We start from the raw sequence: 18,866 nt of genomic DNA, 5'->3' as shown, positions 1-18,866 counted from the left end.
CCCAGGCCAAGGTCAGGCCTTGGCGCGCTATTTGCCTTGGGGCGGCCGATGTCTGCGCATGGCCTGCGTGATGCTGTCTACCGTTCCACGCACATGCGCGCGCACTTCGCGCTCCATGCGATCCGGGTCACCGGCCTGCAGGCTGGCCACCAGTTGCTGGTGGTGCTCCTGCAACCTAGGCGAGGGCTCGTTGTTTTCCAGCCAGATCCGCATCAGCGGCTCGACCACCGAATGCAGGGCCGAGATCTGCTCGCACAGGCGCGGGGCTGCGCTGATGCGGCAAAAGCGCTCGTGAAAGCGCCGGTGCACCGTGATCCATTCCGACTGGTCACTCTCGCAACGCTTCATTTTCAAAAGCAGGTCCTGCAGGTCGTCCACATCCGCCTGGGTGCAGCGCCTGGCGGCCATGGCTGCGGCCAGGCCTTCGAGCACGGCACGCATCTCGAAAACCTCGATGACCTCGCTCTCGGAAAGCTCCCGCACGATCGCGCCCCGGTTCGGCGGCATGACCAACAGGCCTTCCGCAGTCAGCCGGCGCAAGGCCTCGCGGACCGGCATGCGGCTCATGCCGATGGAGTTGGCGATGTCATCGGCCACCAGCCTGTCGCCCGGCTTCAGCAGCCCCATGCGGATGCCATGAGAGAGGTGTTGGTAGGCCTCTTCGTGGGCACTGGTCTGTGCCGCATCGGGCGAGGGGGTGGCAAGTGGCGGCATGGTGATGGTTCTGGGGTGGGCGGAGCCCGGTCGTCATTCTAGGTTTGGCTGTCAGGGTCCGGGGCGCACTCTGATGGTGCATTGTGTACGGCCAATCCAGGCATGGTGATTGCTTGGGTATCTTTGGAAAAATTGGATACAAAGATATCAGGATACGGTAATCTCGAGGCTGCCATCGCACCCTGCGTCGATGGCGCGGTCCGCTGCAAGCAGCGTTGGCAGCCTCGGCCCCCATTCATTGCCCGATATCCAAGTCCCAGCAACACAAGGAAGAAGAACCGTTATGCGCAATTTCCAGAATCCTGGCCGTTCCGTCGTCATGTCCACGCACGGCATGGCGGCAACCTCACACCCGGCCGCCACCCAGGCTGCTGTTCGCATCCTGGAGGCCGGCGGCACCGCCATGGATGCCGCCGTCGCGGCCTGTGCGGTCCAGTGCGTGGTGGAGCCTGGCTCCACCGGCATTGGAGGAGACTGCTTTGCGCTGTACAGCGAGAAGGGCTCCGACCGGATCACGGCCTACAACGGCGCCGGCTGGGCGCCCCAGGCCACCTCCCTGAATGCCGTTCTTGCCTCGGGCGAGGAAAAGCAATTGCGCCGCCAGTCGCCCTACGTGGTCACGGTGCCTGGCGCCGTGGACGCCTGGGTCGCCCTGACGGACCGGTTCGGCCGGCTGCCCATGGGCCGCCTTCTGGAAGATGCCATCCGCTTCGCCGAGCAGGGCTATGCCGTGGCGCCGCGCGCCGGCACCGACTGGGCCATGCACACGCAACTGCTGGCCGCCACCACTGCGCGCGACATCATGCTGGTCGATGGCCAGGCCCCGGCCATCGGATCGGTTCACCGCCAGCCGCAGTTGGGCGCCACCTTGCGAAAAATCGCCGAGCAGGGCCGCGCCGGCTTCTACGAGGGGGAGACCGCGCAGGACATCGTCTCCTATCTGCGCAGCCTCGGTGGCGTGCACACGCTTGAGGACTTCGCCACCTATCGTGGCGAGTTCGTGCAGCCGGTCAAGAGCAGGTTCCGAGACCATGTGGTGCACGAGTGCCCGCCTCCGGGCCAAGGCATCATTGCCCTGCTGCTCCTGAACATTCTGCAGGGCCTGGAGCCGGGCACGGACCCGCTCTCGCCCGAGCGGCTGAAGGCCGAGATCGATGCCACGCGCATGGCCTACCGGGTGCGGGATGCGCTGCTGGCCGATCCGCGCTTTGCCGATGTGGACGTCGACCATCTGCTGTCGCAGGAGCTGGCCGCCCAGCTGCGCAACGGCGAGTTCCCGGAGCATTTCAAGACCCCGGCGAACAATGCGGCAGCGGAGCACAAGGACACGGTCTACATCTCGGTGGTGGACAAGGATCGCAACTGCGCCAGCTTCATCAACTCGATCTTCCATCCCTTCGGCTCCGGCCTGATGGCGCCCAAATCAGGCGTGCTGCTGCACAACCGGGGCCAGAGCTTTGAACTGGCTGAGGGCCACCCCAATTGCATCGGACCCGGCAAACGGCCCCTGCACACCATCATCCCGGGCATGACCACGAAGGATGGCCGCGTGGAGCTGGTGTTCGGCGTGATGGGCGGCCACTACCAAGCCATGGGCCATGCGCACTTTCTGTCCAAGGTGATCGACTACGGCTGCGATATCCAGGCCGCCAGCGATCTGCCACGGCTGTTCCCCATTCCCGGCACCGACAAGGTCGAGGTTGAAAGCACCTTGCCGCAGCATGTCGCGCAGGCGCTGGAGCAGCAGGGCTACCGATTGGTGGCGCCCGGCTATCCTGCCATCGGCGGCGCCCAGGCCATTCGGGTGGATTGGGACAACGGTGTGCTGCACGGCGCATCCGACCACCGCAAGGACGGCTGCGCCATGGGCGCCAACCGCTCCTGACGGACGGCAGCCTGCGCGCTGGCTCCAGGCTGTCGTGACAGCGAAGGGGCCGGCGCGGCTTTCAGTGCGGATTTCAGTCGGCCTGGTTCGCCTGGAGGATGCCTGGAAGCGTGCGCAGGATGTGGGCGCGCATCAGGGCTTCCACCTTTGCGCCATCCCTGGCCTTCAATGCACCTATGAGTTCTTCGTGCCTGTCGTGCACGTAGTCCGTCGATGGCTTGCCCTCCAGCCACACCCGCATCAGGGGCTCGGAGACCGAGTGCAGGGACGCGATCTGCCGCATCAGCTGGGGAGCGTCGGCAATGGTGCACAGGCGCTCGTGGAACTGGCGATGCGCCGTGATCCATTCCGATGCATTCAGGCCGCTGCGGTGCATGCGCTGCAGCAACTGCTCCAGATCGTGGATGTCATTGGTGGTCACGTTCTCGGCCGCCAGGGTGGCCGCCAGGCCCTCCAGCACCGAACGCATGGCGAACACCTCGCGCACCTCTTTTTCGGTCAGCACCCGGACCACCGAGCCACGGTTGGGGCGGTTGACGATCAGCCCTTCCGTGGCAAGGCGGTTCAGCGCCTCGCGCACGGGCATGCGGCTGGTGCCAATTTCGGCCGCGATGTCATCCGGTGCCAGCCGCATGCCCGGGCGCAGTTCGCCCGTGCGTATGCCGCGCTTGATGTGTTGGTAGGCCTCTTCCTGTGCCGTGGCATGGACAGTGTCAAACGAGGCGCGTCGGTCGGTCAGCATGGTTTATCCGGTGTCTTTCGCCCAGGGCAGGGGCCCGCCGATTCTACGGGGACCTGCCTGCGCCTCCCGGGACCCCGTTTGTGCCGGTTTCCACGCAGCCATGCCGGTGCAGGTGATGGCAAGAGGCGGTTTTCCCTAGAGCTGGTTCGATTATTGCTTGCTAGTCTTCTGCATGATTGGATACAAATATCTAAATATCTATGCATTTTCCCCATGGCAGCCGGAACCTGTTCCTTCGCCATGCCTGCTCTCCAACCTGATGAAGACCATGCCTCTACAAACGCTCCGCACTCCCCTGGCCACGGCCCTGCTGTCCGCCCTGGCCCTTGTCGCATCCGCTCAAGCCTCTGCCCAGGGGGCCGGCGCCTGGCCCAGCAAGCCCATTCGCATCGTCGTTCCCTTTCAGGCCGGGTCCGCCACGGATCTTTTGAGCCGGCAGGTTGGCGCCGGACTGAGCACTTCATTGGGGCAGCCCGTGCTGGTGGAAAACAAGCCGGGTGCCGCCGCCATGATCGGCAGCGACACCGCGGCCCGGGCCCCGGGCGACGGCTACACCCTGCTGATGAGCGGGCCGGCCTCCATGGTCACCAACCGTTTTCTGTACAAGAAGCTGAGCTACAACCCGGACGCCTTCGAGAAGGTGGCCATCGTGGCGGTCACGCCCAATGTGCTGCTGGCGAACCCGTCCCTGCCGTTCAGTACGCTGGCCGAGATGGTGGCCTATGCCAAGGCAAACCCCGGCAAGCTGACCTATGCCTCGTTCGGGGCCGGCACGACCTCGCACATGGCTGGCGAGTTCCTGCGCCAGGCCGCCGGCATCGACATAGTGCACGTGCCCTACAAGGGTGCGGCCGAGGCCATTCCGGCCTTGATATCGGGCCAGGTCTCCCTGTACTTCGACACCATCATGACCGCCTTGCCCCAGGTGAAGGCCGGCAAGCTGCGCGCCCTGGGCGTATCGACTGCAAGCCGCGCCGCCATGGCCCCGGACATCCCGACGATTGCCGAACAAGGCTATCCAGGCTTTGACATCGCCCCGTGGTACGGCATCGTGGCCAGCCACGGCACGCCGCCGGCCGTGGTCTCCCGGCTCAACACCGAGATCAACAAGCTGCTGAACACCCCTGAGTTCCGCGAGCGCCTGGTGGCCACCGGCGCCGAAGCCCGTGGCGGCAGCGTTGCCGACTTCGAGGCCTTCGTCAAAACCGAGGTCCCCCGCACGGAGAAGCTGGTACGGCAGGCCGCAATCGCGCTGCAGTAACCGGACCGGCGCCGCCGGGGCAGGGCGGTGGGGCACGGCGGTGGGTTGCCTGCCGTGCGGCGCCGATTTCACCTATGCAGGGCGATGCTTCTGGACCGGGATGATTCGCTGTCCAGCCGAAAGCCTGCCACCACGTCCGCCAGTTGCGCGGCCTGCTGCTGCAGCGACTGCGCCGCGGCCGTGGCCTCTTCGACCAGGGCCGCGTTCTGCTGGGTGGACTGGTCCATCTGGCTGACGGCCGTGCCGATCTCGGCAATGCCCGTGCTCTGTTCCTGGCTGGCATTGCTGATCTCGGTGACGATGGCGGTCACGCGCTGCACGCTTTCCACCACCTTGCCCATGGTGGCGCCTGCGTCCTGCACCAGCCGGCTGCCGGCATCGACCTGGCCCACGGAGTCATCGATCAGCGCCTTGATTTCCTTGGCGGCCGTGGCGCTGCGCTGGGCCAGCGTGCGCACTTCAGAGGCCACCACGGCAAAGCCGCGGCCCTGCTCACCGGCACGGGCTGCTTCCACAGCGGCGTTGAGCGCGAGGATATTGGTCTGGAACGCGATGGAGTCGATCACGCCAATGATGTCGGCAATGCGGTGCGAGGATTGTTCGATGCCGCCCATGGTGCGGACCACCTGGTCCACGACCGTGCCGCCATGCGTGGCGATGTCGGAGGCGCTGCTGGCCAGTTGCCGCGCCTGGCGCGCATTCTCGGCGTTGTGCTGCACGGTGGCCGTGAGCTGCTCCATGGCGGCAGCCGTTTCCTCCAGCGAGCTGGCCTGCTGCTCGGTGCGTGCCGACAGGTCCTGGTTGCCGCTGGCGATTTCGGTGGAGGCATGGCGCACGGTCTCGGACGATTCCCGGATGCGCACCAGCACCGAGGCGATCTTGTCGGTGAAGTGATTGAACGCACGTGCGATCTGCGTCAGTTCGTCATTGCCTTGCACCGACAGGCGGCGCGTGAGATCGCCGTCACCCGAGGCGATGTCTTCCAGCGCATCGCGCACCACGGCCAGCCGGCGCGTGACGCGGGCAATGACGGCGCCCAGCAGCGCAATCGCCAGGATCAGCGAAATGGCAACGATGGCGCCCGACACCTTGAGCAGCGAACCCAGCGCGGACAGCGCCTCGTCGCGCTGCACGGCCACCACCAGTTGCCAGTCCGTGCCGGGCACGCCCTGGCCGTAGAGCAGGAAGTCCTTGCCGCCGACGGCCGTGCGCATGCCGGTGTCCTCCTTGGGCAGGGCCTGGATGGCGTCGGCACGCAACTGGGGCGAGAGCGCGGAGACGGGCTTGAGCGTGAGTGCCGGATCGGGGTGGGTGACGATGGCACCGGCCTCATCCACCAAGAAGGCAAAGCTGCCCGGCGTGGGCCGGATGGCGCCCACGGTGCGCACCACCGTGGTCAGCAGCACGTCGGTGCCGACCACGGCGACAGGATTGCCGGCCGGGCCCACGGGCTCGGCAAAGGTCACGCCCACTTCGGGTGGAGAGACAAACAGATAGGGCGCCGTCACGATGGGGCGGCCTTCCTTCAGCGCCTGCCTGAACCAGGGGCGGGCCGTCACGTCGTAGTCGGCAGCCATCTCGTTGAGGAAGAACATGCGCTTGTCGGTGTAGCCGAAGTAGGCATCCGAGAAGCCGCCGCCGTCGCGCAGCGCCTGGACCACGGCACGCGGCTCCGGCGTATCGACGGCCTGGGCCAGGGTATGGGTCAGCAGGCGCTTGGTCGCCACCCATTCGCCCAGCACCTGGGCCTGGGCGTTCACGAGCTGGCGGCTCTGGTCGTCGAGGGTGGACAGCACATGGCGCTGCACCGTGAGAAAGTTGGCAATGGCCAGGGCCAGCATGGCCACGGTGACGATGGCCACGCTGAGCGCGATGAGTCGCGCACGCAGGGACTGGAACATAGAAGAATTACTTATTGCAAGAAGATGCTACATACGTTAGCAAATTTTCTTGACAATACGCATTCTTGCAGGCGGTGCCCCCTGGCCGCCGAAGCCTATGCGGGAAATTCGCGCCCCTTCAGCGCTTCAGCGCTCCCCAGCCAGCAGCCGGCCCAGCGCCTCGTAGGCGGGCAGCGAGGTCGGGTCATTGGCCGCATTGCCAGCCACCGGATGGGAGGCAAAGCGCGCAATCACCATCTGTGCCTTGGGATCGATGTAGACGGTCTGGCCATGCACGCCGCGCGCTGCGAAGGCGCCATGGGCGTTGTGCGTGACCCACCACATGTTGCGGTAGGTCCAGCCCGGCAGCAGCTTGTAGCCGGCCTTGGCAAAGGCCGCCGCATCGCCGCCCCGGCGGATATCGTCCACGGCGGCTGCGGGAACGATCTGCTGGCCGTTGAACTGGCCCCGGTTGCGCAGCATCTCGCCAAAGCGCGCCAGGTCCCGCAGGCCCAGGTTCAGGCCGCCGCCTGCAAAGGGCGTGCCCGTGGAGTCCACCGACATGTAGGCATCCTGCTCGGCGCCCAGGCGGCTCCAGATGCGCTCGGACAGCAGATCGGCCACCGATTGGCCGCTCACGCGCGCCAGCACCCAGCCCAGCGCATCGGTATTGGCCGTGCGGTAGCCGAAGGCCTTGCCGTGCACGCCTTCGGGCTTCACGGTCTGCAGGAATTCGTAGTAGCTGCGCGGCCCGGTGTAGTCCTTGGCCTTGGGCAGCGGGTTGCCCGCGGCCGCGTGCGCCCAGACCTCGGCCTGGGGGTCCGCATAGTCTTCGCTGAAGCGAATGCCCGTGGTCATGTCCATGAGTTGGCGCACCGTGGCATTGCCGAAGGCCGAGGCCCCCAGCTCGGGCACGTATTCCGACACGCGGCGCGAGGGGTCGAGCTGCCCCTCGGCAGCCAGCATGGCCGCCAGCGTTCCGACGAAGGACTTGGTCACCGACATGGCGCCGTGCTGGCCTTCGGGCTTGAGCACGCCGAAGTAGCGCTCATAGACCACGCGGCCCTTGTGCAGCACCACGATGCCATCGGTGTAGTTGGCCTTGAGCGAATCGCGCCAGGTCATGGGCTGGCTGGCACCCAATGGCGTGAAGCGCAGATCGTCGATGTCGTCGCGCAACGCCTGGGCCAGCGGCGCTGCAGGCGCCAGGCCGCGCGACACATTCACCGTGGGCATGAGCTGGCGAAAGTGCGAGACGCTCCAGCGCATGGCGGGAAACTGGAAATAGGAGCCGTCGTCGAAGCGCAGCATGCGGTCCGGCGACGGCGGCGAGCCCACCATCCAGCCCAGCTTTGCGGGGTCGCTGGCATCGGCATCGGGATAGGAGGGGGTCTTGGCTGCGGTGACCCCTGCCGTGGCTGTGGCGAACACAAGGCTGCCAGCCAGGGCACCGGCGAAATGTTTGAGCTGCATGCCGGCAACCATACTACGGTTGCCCCGGCGCCAAGATCCGCTGCCAAAGGATGGAAGCCGGCTTCCATCCCAGGCCCTGCGCCCAGTTGGCGCAAGCACGACAAATGGCTTTCTCGTTGGACTAAGCTTCAAATAGTTTTTGAAAATCAAAGCCTGGCGAACGCCCATGAAAAGCCTGCAAGACCTGGATATCTTCGTGCGCACCGCAGACAGCGGCAGCCTCTCGGCCACGGCGCGTGCCCTGGACCTGACGCCGGCTGCGGCCAGCGCAGCGCTCAAGCGGCTGGAGGCAGAGCTGGGCGTGACCCTGTTCGTGCGCTCCACGCGCAGCCTGCGGCTCACGCAGGAGGGCGAGCTGTTTCTGGAGCACTGCCGCCCCGCGCTGGCCGGCCTGCGCCAGGTGCGCGACCAGTTGGCTGGCGGCCAGGCCGCTTTGCGCGGCACGCTGCAACTGGCCGCCCCCTCCGACCTGGGCCGCAATGTGCTCATGCCCTGGCTGGACGAGTTCCAGAGCCAGCACGCAGGCGTGGATCTGCGCCTGCACCTGTCCGACCGCGCGGCCAATGTCTACAGCGAGCCTGTGGACGCGGCATTTCGCTATGGCAGGCCGCAGGATTCCAGCCTGGTGGCCTTGCCGCTGTCGGACACGCACCGCCGCGTGCTCTGCGCCGCGCCCTCCTATCTGCAGCAGCGCGGCGCCCCCGCCACCCCCCACGACCTGGCCGGCCATGACTGCCTGTGCTTCATGCTGGGCGAGGAAGTGCACGACCGCTGGAGCTTCTGGCCGGCAGGGCAGGGGGCTGCCGTACCTGAGCCCGTCCATGTGCGGGTGCGCGGCCGCAATGTGGCCAATGACGGAGATGCCGTGCGGCGCTGGGCCGTGGCCGGGCGGGGGATTGCCTACAAGTCGTATTTCGACGTGGCCGAGGACCTGGCCCGGGGCCGCCTTCTTGCGCTGTGCACCGACTGGACGACCGAGTGCGTGCCGCTGTTCCTGGTCGCCCCCAGCCGCAGGCAGTTCACGCCGCTGGTGCGTGCGTTGCGGGATTTTGTGGCGGTGAGGCTGGCCGAGCTGGAGGCGGCACAGCCCTGAGACATCACGAAGCCCGCGTCCCCAGCTCCACAGGCCCGTGCACATGGTGCTCCGCGCAGACCTGCCGCGAGAGCACATGGGTTTCGATCACTTCGGCGGCATTCTCGGCCGTGAGCCGCCCGTACCAGACGCCGTCCGGATAGACGATGGCCAGCGGGCCATGGTTGCAGGGGTACTGGCAGCTGGTCTGCAGCAGGCGCAGCCTGGCACGCAGTTCGCTGCTGGCCTGCACTGCCTCGCCCAGGCTTTGCCAGACGGCCACGGCGCCCAGGGCGGTGCAGCGCGGTCCCGTGCAGACCAGGGCGTGGTGCTGGTGGTCCGGCACCTGGGACCAGGCCTGGGGATCGTGCTGCCATTGGTCGCCAGCGGTCTCGGCAATGTCGGGGGCCTGAAGGGCCTGGGCCATCTGAGACAGCAGCAGCGCGGGCATGGCCGCAGCGCCCAGCAGATGGTCGGCAAACCGCACCTGCACGGTCTGGTCCGGCAGTTGCGAGCGCCAGCGCATGGCCAGCTTGTGCAGCCAGCGCAGCAGGGCAGGCTCGTCGGGCGAGAAAAGGGGCAGCACGACGATGGAGCGCGCCGGCAGGCATTGCTGCAGCGCCTCGGGCAGCGAGGGTGCGGCCTTGTCCACGAAGGATGTGACGACCTTGCAGGCCGGCTCCAGCGTCTGGCGCAAGGCATCGGCCAGTTCGATCAGGCTTTGGCGCGATGCTGCGCCCGTGCCGCCGCGGCCCAGCACGATCACGGCGTCGGGCCCGGGCGGGATGGAAGTTTCAGAGGAGTTCATCGGGAATGAAGCTGATGCGCAGCCGGCCGGTGGCGGCATGGATGTCCACCTCGGCAGCCACGCCGTAGACCTGGCCGATGGTGGCCGGGGTCAGTACCTGGGCCGGTGTGCCATGGGCAACGATGCGGCCTTGTTCCATGAGATAGAGACGGTCGCAGTAGTGGGCGGCGATGTTGAGGTCGTGCAGGGCGACGATGCTGCTGATCTGCAGGCGCCGGACCAGTGACATCAACTCCAGCTGATGGCGTATGTCCAGGTGGTTGGTGGGCTCGTCCAGCAGCATCAGCCGTGGCTGCTGGGCCAGCGCGCGGGCCACGAGCACGCGTTGCTTTTCGCCGCCGGACAGGCTGGAAAAACGCCGCTCCTCCAGCGACAGGGCATTCACCTGGGCCAGCGCCTGCCGCATGCAGGCGAGGTCCTCGGCGCTGTCGCCCGCCCAGGGGGACTGGTGGGGGATGCGGCCCATCATCACCGCCTCGCGCACGGTGAAGTCAAAGCTCTGCGGCGCCTCCTGCGCCAGCACCGAGACCTGGGCCGCGAACTCGCGCGCCGTCATGTCCCGGATGTCGCGCTGGTCCAGCAGCACGCAGCCTGCGTCGGGCCGCAGCACGCGGTAGAGCATGCGCAGCAGGGTGGATTTGCCGCTGCCGTTGGGGCCGATGAGCCCCACGCATTCGCCGCTGTGCAGGGCAAGGCTGGCCTGGTCCACGATGCGCCGGGCGTCGACACGCCGGGCGTCGGCACTCCAGCACAGGTCCTGGGCTTGCAGCTTCATGGGCCGCGCCCTCCCTGCACCGGCTGGCGCACCAGCATCCAGACGAAGAAGGGCCCGCCGATCAGCGAGGTGATCACGCCCACGGGCAGTTCCATGGGCGCAAAGGCCGTGCGCGCGACAAGATCCACCAGCACCAGCAGCAGGGCGCCGGCCAGGGCGGCCACGGGCAGCACGCGCCGGTGGTCCGTGCCCACCAGCATGCGCGCGGCGTGCGGCACGATCAGCCCCACAAAGCCGATGGCGCCGCTGACCGCCACCATGGTGCCCGTGAGCAGCGACACCGCCAGGAACAGTGCGCGCCGCAGCCGTGCCGTGTCCACGCCCAGCGTGGCGGCGGCCTCGTCACCGGCCAGCAGGGCGTTGAGCGGGCGCGTCTGCAGCCCCAGCCAGAGCATTCCCGCAGCCAGCACGGCGGTGGGAATGCCCAGTTCCTCCCACTGCGTGCCTGCCAGGCTGCCCAGCGTCCAGGTCAGCAGGGCATTGGCCAGGTCACGCTGGCCCGATGACAGGGTGATCAGGCTGGTCACGCCCGCCAGCACATAGCCGATGGCCACGCCACCCAGGATCAGCCGCGTGGCATGGATGCGGCCCTGGGAGCGCGCCAGCAGGTAGACCGCCACGGTGGCCGCCAGCGCCCCGGCAAAGGCCCCGGCCGTGAGGGCGTACATGCCGGCCGAGGCCAGCGCACCGAAGGCCAGCACGGCCACGGCGCCCACCGACGCACCCGAGGACACGCCCAGCAGATAGGGATCGGCCAGCGGATTGCGCACCATGGCCTGCATGATGGTGCCCACCACGGCAAGCCCCGCGCCCACCAGGGCCGCCAGCAGCACGCGCGGCATGCGGATCAGCCAGACGATCTGCTGGTGCTGCGGCGTGATGCCCTCCAGCGGCGGCGGCTGCATGCCCAGCGCCTGCAGCAACCGGCTCCAGGCAATGCGCCAGACCGTGCCGGCCGGCATGTCCACGGGCCCCCAGGTGATGGCCAGCGTCATCACCAGCAACAGGGCCGCGAACAGCAGCAGGCACCAGAGGCGGGCGGCGCCCGGGCGCCTGGGCCAGCGGAAGTCAGTTGGCCGCATGGCTGGGCGCCGGCATGCGGTCGGGGTGCAGGGCCTGCGCCAGGGCGCGGGTCCGCGCAATATTGCGCGGGCCGGGCGTGGCCTCGGCATAGGTCATGACGAAAAACCGCATTTCGCGGATGGCATCGACGCCGGCCAGCTCGGGCTTGGCCAGCAGGAAGTCGATCTTGCCCTGGGCATGGGGCTGGCCGTAGTCGATGATGACGATCCACTGCGGGTTGCGCTGCACCACGTCCTCCCAGTTGCCTGCAGGCCAGTTGCTGGGAATATCGTCGAAGATGTTGCGCCCGCCCGCTTCCTCGATCATGGCCTGCGGCATGCCGTAGCGGCCCACGGTCACGGGGATGTCCTGGCCGCTGTCGTAGACGAAGACCGCAGGCCGCTGCCGCACGCCCTGCATGCGCTCGCGCAGGTCCTTGAGTTCGCGCTCCAGCCCCTGCGCCAGTTGCTCGGCATGGGCGTCGATGCGGAAGATGCGGCCCAGGTTGCGCAGGTCGGTCAGGCCGTCTTCCAGCGCCACCTGGCTGCGCGGCCCCACGCGGATGCACGATTCGGACAATACATATGAGGCAATGCCGTGGCGCTGCAGCACCTCGGGCGTGACCTGGCCCTGGCGAAAACCGTAGCTCCAGCCGCCGAAGACGAAGTCGGCCGAGGCGCCCAGGATGGCCTCCAGGTTCATCTCGCGCTCGGCCAGCGGCGGCACGCGGGCCAGCTGGGCCTGAAAGGCCGGGTCGATCTGCTTGGCCTGCGTGATACCGCTGTAGCCCACCAGCCGCTCGCCCAGGCCCAGGAAGAGAAACATCTCGGTGATGTTCACGTCATGGGTCACGGCGCGCAGCGGTGCGTTGGCGTAGGTCACGGGGCTGCCGCAGACATTGACGGTCACGGGCGCCTGCGGTACGGCAGCCGGTGCCGGCAGTTCACTGGTGGTGCTGGAATCGCTGCGCGAGCAGCCGGCCAGCAGCAGGGCGGCGGCCAGGGCGGCTGTGCAAAGGCCGCGAAGGCGGTGGGAGCGCGCCATGGCCATCAGAACCGGATATGCGCCGCGATCTCGAAGCGGCGGCCTTGCCCGACCAGGAACTGGCTGCCGTAGCTCGATCCCACATAGACCCTGTCGGCCAGGTTGCGGCCGATCAGGCTCAGGGTGGTGCGCGGGTCCACCTGCCAGCTCAGCGCGGCGTCGGCCACGGTGTAGGCGGGCAGGTTCACGGTATTGGCGTTGTTGCCAAAGCGGTCACCCACGTAGCGCAGGCCCAGCGAGGCTTGCCAGGCGCCCACACGGTAGTGGCCCCAGAGGTTGGCCGTGGTCTTGGCCACGTTCTGCGGGCGGTTGCCGGCGCGGTTGCCGCCGGCCTCGATGAGCGTGTCGAACTGGGCATCCACATAGGACAGGTTGCCCTCCAGGCGCAGGGTGGGCGTGGCCTGGAAGTTGGCAGTGACCTCGGCGCCGCGCGAGGACTGGCTGCCGCCCTGGATGGAGATGGCCGGGCGGTCGGGGTCGCGCGTGATGATGTTGTCCTTCTTGATGTCGAACACGGCCAGCGTCCATTCGCCGCGCCCGCCTGCCACCTGCTGCTTGATGCCGATCTCGGCCTGGCGGCCCTTGCTCAGCTTGTAAGCCGTGTTGGCCAGGTTCAGCGAGACCAGGCTGTTGACGGGATCATGGCCCGAGCTGATCTGCCCATAGACATGGGTGTCGCGGGCCAGCTCATAGGTCAGGCCCAGGCGCCAGGAGGTGGCGGCCAGCGTCTTGTTGAAATCCGTGCCGCCCACCAGCGAGTGGCTGGCAAAGTCGTAGACATCGCGGCGCAGGCCGGCCATGGCCAGCCAGCGGTTGCTGATGCGCCAGGCATCCTCCAGGTACAGCGCATGCTGGGTCACGCCGGTTTCGGTCTTGGCCTTGGTGACATCGGGGCTGGCCCAGCTGCCATGCACGGGGTCCCAGGCCGAGACCGTGGACGAGCCGCCATAGGGCGAGTTGTTGGACAGCCGCAGGTTGATGCGTGCGGCCTCCCATCCCATGGCGATCTTGTGCGATCCCCGGTCCACGTTCAGGCCCAGGCGATTGCCGGTCTGCTCCAGGTCGTGCAGGATTTCGAGGTAGTCGGAGCGGCCCACGGTCCAAGTGGCGGGGTTGAGCGCGTAGGCCTCGATGTTGCGCCAGTGGCGGTCCGACTGCACGTGGTACAGCTCGTTGCGCACCGTCAACCAGTCATTGGCCTTCCATTGCACCTTGGCGCGCAGGCGCTCGTCGGCATAGCGCAGCACGCTGTCTTCGGCGTTGTAGTTGCGGTCGCGCAGGGACTCCACCACCTTGCCGTCCAGGCCCGGCGTGCCCCAGTAGCGGCTGGGCTTTTGCACGCTGCGGTCGGCAATCAGGTCGATCTGCAGGTCGCTCGTGGGCTCCAAGCGCAGCGTGCTCATGAACTTGCCGTTGCGCGACTGGTCCAGGTCGCGCTCGCCCGCGCTGCGCGCGGTGTAGCTGTCGATGCGGTAGCTGGCATAGGCGCCCAGGGCGCCGGTCACGCCCAGGCCCACGCGCAGCGTGTCGTCCGTGCCAGCGCCCAGCAGCACCTCGGCCGAGCTGGTGCGGCTGGGCTGCTTGCGGATGGCGTTGACGGTGGCGCCCATGGTGCCGCTGCCATACATCAGCGAGGCCGGGCCGCGCAGCACGTCGATGCGCTCGTAGCCCCAGCTGTCCCCGGGATAGGCCGTGGTGCCGGCGGCCACGCCCAGCACCATGCCGTCTTCGGCCACGCCCACGGAGTTCACGCCCGCAAAGCCGCGGCTGCTGAAGGACAGGCCGCCATTGCCCGGCGTGCTGCTGGACGTCAGGCCCACGGTGCGCGTGACGGCGTCCACCAGGGCGTAGTCGCCGCGCTCCTGCATCTGCTCGGCAGAAACACCATCCACGCTGGCAGGCACTTCCTGGTTGGAGACGCCGGTATGGCTGGCCGAGCGCGCAGGCTGGGCCAGTTGCTGGCCGATGCGTTCGGCCTGGCCGGTGACCTGCACTTCGGGCAGGACAGTCTGTGCCTGCACAGGAGCGGACAGGAAGGCGCAGGCCAGGGCCAGCGGGCTCAGCCGAAGGCAAAGGGAATCGGCAGCACGGGTGCTGGGAACGCAGGAAAGGGAGGAATGCATTTCGAACATCGGTCTTCGACCGCCTGATGCGAAAGCAAGGCACTGCCGCCTCTCCAGCCAGCGTGCAAGGATAGGGTGCAGGACATTGCCATCCGCACCCCGCAGACAGTCAAGAAAGCGCCCGCTCAGCGGGCGCGAAACGCAGCAGGCCGGTCTCCGGGCTCACAAGCGGCGCAAGGACATGCCTTGCGCCCAGCGCCCCGTCTTCCCAATCCACCCGCGAAAAGCTGCATGTTGCAGACCACGCCATGGACCAGTGACAGCCTGTCATCGCCCCTCCGCAGGGTTGCGGAGACTGGCGGGACAGGCGTGGAGCGCCTTGACTTGTTTACCGTTGCGGGGGCAGCCAAGGCCTGTGCCGGCAGCGCAAAAAGCATTTGCTGGCAGTCACCTTGTTCCCGTTTCATCCCCATGGCTGGCATGTGGACACCTGATGCACGGATGCCTTTGCAGGCGCGGCATTATAGCCAGCGGCCCGCGTCGGTAGCCTGCGGCGCGTCGTGCAGCAGCAGCTCCACACCCAGCCACTCGCCACGGTGAACGCGGCTGATGGCATGCCGCAGATGCACGCGGTAAAAGCCTGCCGCACCGCGCACCGGGCGCGGCCCCGTGGCGATGATGGCCGCATCCCCCAGGCCCAGCGGCAGCACCATGGGGCGCGATTGCATGCGCGGGCGCTGCTCGGTCATCACGAATTCGCCGCCCTCGAAATCCTGGCCCGGCCGGGACAGCAGCAGCACCAGCTGCAGCGGGAACACCGCCGCACCTTCGCTGTATGAGCGCAGCGGCGCATGGCCCGCCTGCGCCACATGCAGCAGGTGCGACTGCGGATGCATTTGGCCGCGCTGGTGGCCCAGCTGCCCGAAGGCCTCGAACGAGGCGGGCAGGGCAGGCTGCATGTCCATTTGGGCACGCCAGCGATTGGCAATGGCAAGCAGATGCCGGTACAGCACCGGGCGCCATGTGTCGAGGGAGGGCGGCAGGCCATTGCGCATGGCCGCCTCGCTAGCCAGGGCGCGGCTTTCATCCGCATTCAGCAGCCGTGGCAGCAGGCAATGGCCCTCTGCATCGAGCTGGGTGGCAATGCGGCCCCAGTCCAGGCCGGCGAAGCGATCACTGCTGTTCAGCCCATCCATGTCGACCCCGCCATTCAACCCGCCTTGCGAAACGTGAGATTGATGCGCCGCCCGCCCAGCAGCGGGTGGGGCTGGTCCTTGAGCGGCAACACGCCGTGGTGGCGCAGCCGATCCACGCCGCCCCAGACCACCACGTCGCCATGCTGCAACAACACCCTGGCCGTCTTGTCCGCGCGCGCAAGCCCTCCAAACAGAAATGTGGCCGGCATGCCCAGTGACACCGAGACGATGGGCGCGTCCAGGTCACGCTCGTCGCGGTCCTGGTGCAGAGACAGGCGGCTGCCGGGCAGGTACTGGTTGATCAGGCAGGCGTCGGGCGCGAAGCCCTCGAAGCCCGCAGCGGCGGCCGCTTCGCCCGCCAGCTGCGCAAACACGGCCGGCATGGCGGGCCAGAGCTGGCCGCTGACCGGGTCGATGGCGCTGTAGCGGTAGCCGCGCCGGTCGCTGGTCCAGCCCAGCGCGCCGCAGTTGGTCATGGCCACCGACATGGTGAAGCCGCCCGGCGTGACCAGATGGCGCAGCGGCGCCTGGGCCATGACGCCGTCCACCGCAGCCAGCAGTGGCGCCGCATGAGGCAGGGCGTGGCCGCGCAGCACCACGGACCGGGGACCAATGGGTTCGATGCCCATGGGAGATTCATCGGCAAAAAGATCCAGCGTGCTCATACCGGCCGTCCATCAAAGTGCGTCATATCAGAGTGCGTCATGAAAGATCAGCCCCACGGTATGGCGATGGCCGCTTCGGACGCGGCTGACGCCATGGCGCATGGCCGCGCGGCGGTAGCCTGAGCGCCGCCCCGGCACGGGCCGGTGGCGCACGGCCAGGACCAGCGCATCGCCCTGGTCCAGCGCCATCACATCGGCCCGTTGCCGGTCGCCATCGGCCTGGGTAATGACGAATTCGCCGCCCGCAAAGTCCTGCCCCGGCCGCGACAGCAGCAACACCACCTGCAGCGGAAACACATGCTCTCCATAGACATCCTGGTGCAGGCAGTTGTAGTCGCCCTCGCCGTATTGGAGGATCAGCGGCGTGGGCCGCAACTGGCCGTGCGCGTGGCAGCGCGCCAGGAAGTCCTGCAGCCGGTCCGGATAGCGCACATCCAGCCCCATGCGCTGGTTCCAGCGGTTGGCCACCGGCACCAGGCGGGAATACAGCTGTTCGCGCAGCCGCTGCAGCAGAGGTGGCAAGGGGTAGTCGAAATACCGGTATTCGCCACGCCCGAAACCGTGACGGGCCATGACGATGCGGGAGCGAAAACCGTCTTCCCTGGTGTAGAGGGCCGCCAGGTCACGGCATTGCTGCGCGTCCAGCAGGCCGGGCAGCCGGGCACAGCCGTGCTCGTCGAGCTGGTGCTCCATCTGCGTCCATTGGCAGGGCGGGGCGGATTCGCAAGCTTCGTTGTCGAAAAGGCGGAGGTTGTGCATGGCGGGCGCGGTTGGCGGTATGGGCGCTGTGGGCAATTGCCGCAGTCTAGGGCGCCGCCGCAGCGCCTGCATCCCGCTTCTTGCAGTGGACAGAATGTCAACCGGCGGCAGCGCCTGCCAGCCGCGTGCTGGACAGGCCTGGGAGGGCCGGCTGGCAACTGCAATTGAACAATCGCGGCATTCCTGCAAACGCCTCAGGCCCGCCATGTCCAGCAACGTCCATCACCTCTATCTGTTCTTCGATACGCCCCTGCAGCTGCGCCGCGTGCAACTGATCTGCCAGTACCTGGCCCGGCAGTCCTGGGAGCAGGCCGAGCGCTGGATCCATGAGCTGGACCCCGCCCTGGACCGGTCCGCGCTGTGGGATGACGACTGGGCCAATGCCAGCGCCCTGGGCCATCCCCAGCATCTGGAGCTGGGCTTCGACACCCGCACCACGGCCGGCATGCCCTGGCGGCTGCTGGAGACCTTGTTCCAGCACGGCCTGCAGGCGGCGGTGCTGCATGTCTTCTACGACCAGGTGGGAGAGAGCGAGCGCTATCACTTCGATGCCGGCCAATGGGTCAGCCACCATGCCTGGCTGGCCCGCTACCCGGAGCGCCAGGTGCTGGTCGATCCCGACGCAGAGGTCTATCCGCGCCCGGGGGAGGAAGAGGGCAACGATGGCACCTCACTCAGCAATCCCGCCCAGCCCATGGCCATCAGGCAACTGCGCGAGCGTGACCAGGAGCGCAATCGCCAGGCCCAGGAGTCCGTGCAGGCCCTGCTGGAGACCATGGCCAGCCTGCGCAAGAGCGGCGTGTCGCCGGTGGACGGCATCGCGGGCCTGTTCATGCTGCGGGCAGGCTTTCGCGGACTGTGCGAGGCCGTCGCCTTCACCGTCGTTGCCGCCCTGGCTTTCAGAGGCAAGGGCCTGTGGCTCTGGCTGGCCCTGGGATTGGTACTGGCGGTCGTGCTGCCGCTGTACCGGATGGCCAGTGCGCGGCGGGAGTTTGCGGGGCAGGGCGGCAGCGACCCGGCATCCTGAGACAATCCGCGCTCGGCAGAATGAAACAAATTGCACAAGATCCGGCAAAGTCCCAGGAGAGGGTGAACAGGATGTGGATACCGACCGTCGTCACGGCAGGATGGACATGCGCCATCAGGCGCCGTCTTTTTGAGCAGGGCCAACGCTGATGCAGCCCACCGCAATCGAGCAGGGCCCCGCCGTGGCCGCAGGCGTTCACGAGGATTTCGGCCATCTTCTGGGTCTGTACATGCGCCGCATCCGTGCCAGCGCTTCGGGGGTGGCCACCGAGATCGGGCTGAGCCGGGAAGCCGTCAACAACTGGAGGAATGGGGTTTCCCTGCCCAATCCGCGCTCGCGCGACCGGCTGGCCGCCTGCGCCCAGTATCTGCGGCTGACGGAGGCGGAGACCAATCGCCTGTTCTCCGCCGCCGGCTTTGCCACGCAGTTCCCGCTGCAGG

Annotated in this window: 17 protein-coding genes and 1 riboswitch; of the genes, 5 read left to right on the top strand and 12 right to left on the bottom strand. The window is 67.6% G+C overall.

Annotated features, from left to right (window positions below):
* Positions 1 to 27 precede the first annotated feature (27 nt).
* Positions 28 to 714, bottom strand: coding sequence for a GntR family transcriptional regulator (locus L995_RS28830; protein WP_047474812.1), 687 nt, complete (start codon positions 712 to 714; stop codon positions 28 to 30).
* Between the two features lie 283 nt (positions 715 to 997).
* Between L995_RS28830 and L995_RS28825 the strand changes: the two genes are divergently transcribed.
* Positions 998 to 2,599 carry a gamma-glutamyltransferase family protein gene (locus tag L995_RS28825; RefSeq protein ID WP_047474810.1) on the top strand — a complete coding sequence of 534 codons (1,602 nt, stop codon included), beginning with the start codon at positions 998 to 1,000 and terminating at the stop codon, positions 2,597 to 2,599.
* Between the two features lie 73 nt (positions 2,600 to 2,672).
* On the opposite strand, the gene L995_RS28820 is transcribed toward L995_RS28825, so the two are convergent.
* A complete protein-coding gene (locus tag L995_RS28820) occupies positions 2,673 to 3,341 on the bottom strand; it encodes a GntR family transcriptional regulator (RefSeq protein ID WP_012205610.1) in 669 nt (222 codons plus the stop codon).
* A gap of 268 nt (positions 3,342 to 3,609) precedes the next feature.
* Here L995_RS28820 and L995_RS28815 point away from each other — a divergent pair, with 268 nt between their 5' ends.
* Positions 3,610 to 4,602 carry a Bug family tripartite tricarboxylate transporter substrate binding protein gene (locus tag L995_RS28815; RefSeq protein WP_043783529.1) on the top strand — a complete coding sequence of 331 codons (993 nt, stop codon included), beginning with the start codon at positions 3,610 to 3,612 and terminating at the stop codon, positions 4,600 to 4,602.
* A 68-nt stretch (positions 4,603 to 4,670) separates the two neighbouring features.
* On the opposite strand, the gene L995_RS28810 is transcribed toward L995_RS28815, so the two are convergent.
* Positions 4,671 to 6,503: a methyl-accepting chemotaxis protein gene (locus L995_RS28810; RefSeq protein WP_047474808.1), complete on the bottom strand. Its 1,833-nt coding sequence runs from the start codon at positions 6,501 to 6,503 to the stop codon at positions 4,671 to 4,673.
* Between the two features lie 126 nt (positions 6,504 to 6,629).
* A complete protein-coding gene (locus tag L995_RS28805; protein WP_197065200.1) occupies positions 6,630 to 7,955 on the bottom strand; it encodes a serine hydrolase domain-containing protein in 1,326 nt (441 codons plus the stop codon).
* A 166-nt stretch (positions 7,956 to 8,121) separates the two neighbouring features.
* On the opposite strand from L995_RS28805, the gene L995_RS28800 reads away from it, so the two are divergent.
* Positions 8,122 to 9,048, top strand: a complete 927-nt coding sequence (locus L995_RS28800; RefSeq protein ID WP_013802414.1) for a LysR family transcriptional regulator — start codon at positions 8,122 to 8,124, stop codon at positions 9,046 to 9,048.
* Positions 9,049 to 9,052: 4 nt separating this feature from the next.
* Here L995_RS28800 and L995_RS28795 read toward each other — a convergent pair whose 3' ends face one another.
* From L995_RS28795 to L995_RS28760, 8 genes are all read right to left on the bottom strand, one after another.
* A complete protein-coding gene (locus L995_RS28795) occupies positions 9,053 to 9,835 on the bottom strand; it encodes a (2Fe-2S) ferredoxin domain-containing protein (protein WP_231574559.1) in 783 nt (260 codons plus the stop codon).
* A complete protein-coding gene (locus tag L995_RS28790) occupies positions 9,822 to 10,610 on the bottom strand; it encodes an ABC transporter ATP-binding protein (RefSeq protein WP_047474801.1) in 789 nt (262 codons plus the stop codon). The genes L995_RS28795 and L995_RS28790 overlap by 14 nt, the downstream gene beginning before the upstream one ends.
* The gene (locus L995_RS28785; protein ID WP_047474798.1) at positions 10,607 to 11,692 is read right to left on the bottom strand and encodes a FecCD family ABC transporter permease; all 1,086 of its coding nucleotides are present in this window, start codon (positions 11,690 to 11,692) and stop codon (positions 10,607 to 10,609) included. The genes L995_RS28790 and L995_RS28785 overlap by 4 nt, the downstream gene beginning before the upstream one ends.
* A complete protein-coding gene (locus L995_RS28780) occupies positions 11,679 to 12,722 on the bottom strand; it encodes an ABC transporter substrate-binding protein (protein WP_047474796.1) in 1,044 nt (347 codons plus the stop codon). Before L995_RS28780 ends, L995_RS28785 begins: the two co-directional genes overlap by 14 nt.
* On the bottom strand, positions 12,722 to 14,848 hold the full coding sequence (locus tag L995_RS28775; protein ID WP_047474794.1) for a TonB-dependent receptor: 2,127 nt from the start codon (positions 14,846 to 14,848) through the stop codon (positions 12,722 to 12,724). The genes L995_RS28780 and L995_RS28775 overlap by 1 nt, the downstream gene beginning before the upstream one ends.
* A 121-nt stretch (positions 14,849 to 14,969) precedes the next feature.
* Positions 14,970 to 15,288, bottom strand: a riboswitch (cobalamin riboswitch).
* 12 nt (positions 15,289 to 15,300) lie between these two features.
* Positions 15,301 to 15,975, bottom strand: coding sequence for a 2OG-Fe(II) oxygenase (locus L995_RS28770; RefSeq protein ID WP_047474792.1), 675 nt, complete (start codon positions 15,973 to 15,975; stop codon positions 15,301 to 15,303).
* A 14-nt stretch (positions 15,976 to 15,989) separates the two neighbouring features.
* Entirely contained in the window at positions 15,990 to 16,640 is a 651-nt protein-coding gene (gene alkB / locus L995_RS28765) for a DNA oxidative demethylase AlkB (RefSeq protein WP_047474791.1), read from the bottom strand.
* A gap of 27 nt (positions 16,641 to 16,667) precedes the next feature.
* Positions 16,668 to 17,399: a 2OG-Fe(II) oxygenase gene (locus L995_RS28760; protein WP_016453410.1), complete on the bottom strand. Its 732-nt coding sequence runs from the start codon at positions 17,397 to 17,399 to the stop codon at positions 16,668 to 16,670.
* Positions 17,400 to 17,604: 205 nt separating this feature from the next.
* Between L995_RS28760 and L995_RS28755 the strand changes: the two genes are divergently transcribed.
* Positions 17,605 to 18,426: a hypothetical protein gene (locus L995_RS28755; RefSeq protein ID WP_047474790.1), complete on the top strand. Its 822-nt coding sequence runs from the start codon at positions 17,605 to 17,607 to the stop codon at positions 18,424 to 18,426.
* 148 nt (positions 18,427 to 18,574) lie between these two features.
* Positions 18,575 to 18,866, top strand: a 292-nt coding sequence (locus tag L995_RS28750; RefSeq protein ID WP_047474789.1) for a helix-turn-helix domain-containing protein, incomplete at its 3' end; no start/stop codon positions are given.

This window comes from Delftia sp. ZNC0008, assembly GCF_000799035.1.
GTDB classification, from domain to species: Bacteria; Pseudomonadota; Gammaproteobacteria; order Burkholderiales; family Burkholderiaceae_C; genus Comamonas; species Comamonas tsuruhatensis.
Note: the sequence above shows the minus strand (reverse complement) of the source record. Positions and strands in the feature narration are given on the sequence as shown.